The following is a 1,061-nucleotide window of genomic DNA, read 5'->3' as shown; positions in this document are numbered from 1 at the left end:
ACAATGGCTTGCATCGTGTCTTCTGCAGTTGCTCCAGCAATACGCTTGGTTGCCTGATCAAAGCTTGGAACAGGAGATTCTTCAGGTGTGCCGCCCTCTGGCTTTTCTCCTTGAGGATTCTCAGGATTGCCACCTTGGTTGTCTGGATTGGTCGTTTGATTATCTGCTGCTTTAACAAGTTTCACTGAGCTTGTATCGATTTTGATAAATGCAGTTTGTGTTCCACTTCCCTGTGAAAGATTTTCCATCGCAGGAACAAAAATCTGTATTCCCAATAATCCATTTTGCTTTGCTGCATCATTTACCGTTAAGTTAAACGTTGCCGCTGCACCATTAGGATTATCGGTGCTCCATAAGGGAGTAAATGGTGCAGATGGATAGTCACCAATAGCTACTGTTCCTGCCTGAGCAACTTTTTGAACACCACCCGTTTGACCTAACGTTGAAATCTCATTGATGGTACATTGCAAGGTGTAGACACCCGACTTTACGCTTAAAGGAGCCGTGTGCACCAAACCCTGATCCATCATTGAAGGCTGGTTTCCATTAGGCGCATAAAGCGCGGTAATCGCAACAGTGTATTCACCGTCGGCAAGTGACGCAAAATTTAAAGTATCCGCATAAGCAGTTGTTGTTCCATGCGATGTTGTTGCAGATTGCGCTTGAGGCGCTAGCGGTGCAGATAGTCCGCACAATGCAAGAGATAAACCAAGCATTCCAACTCCTGCAGTTTTAGCAATAACGCTGTGTTTTTTATTCATACGTACTCCTTTGTTATACGTCCAATACCTTATTAATTGCTATGTGAACAGTTGCAATCTATTCGATGCATTGCATCAATAGTGCAACACTAGTTCCTTGCTTGATTCCAACCCTTATGCGCACCCGACACTCGTTACGCTTCTGATGTGCCGGGTGCGACAGCTATATTATAAATGCCAGGTACAGTAGCTATATCATAAACGCATGATGCACAAAACATGCAGCCTTGCTTACCGCACTACGCGTTTTATGCGTGTGCGTTACGCATTGTTTGCATCCTTATGAGGCATCCTTGCCGG

1 protein-coding gene is annotated in these 1,061 nt (G+C 44.9%); it reads right to left on the bottom strand.

Annotated elements, in window-relative coordinates; all coding sequences use genetic code 11:
* A partial coding sequence (locus HMPREF3190_RS04610; RefSeq protein ID WP_156425718.1) for an NEAT domain-containing protein occupies positions 1-761 on the bottom strand: 761 nt, incomplete at its 3' end.
* Positions 762-1,061: the final 300 nt, after the last annotated feature.

Source organism: Umbribacter vaginalis, assembly GCA_001552935.1.
Lineage (GTDB): Bacteria > Actinomycetota > Coriobacteriia > Coriobacteriales > Eggerthellaceae > Berryella > Berryella vaginalis.
The sequence above is the reverse complement of the archived record's forward strand: the minus strand, read 5'-3'. Positions and strand labels throughout refer to the sequence as shown.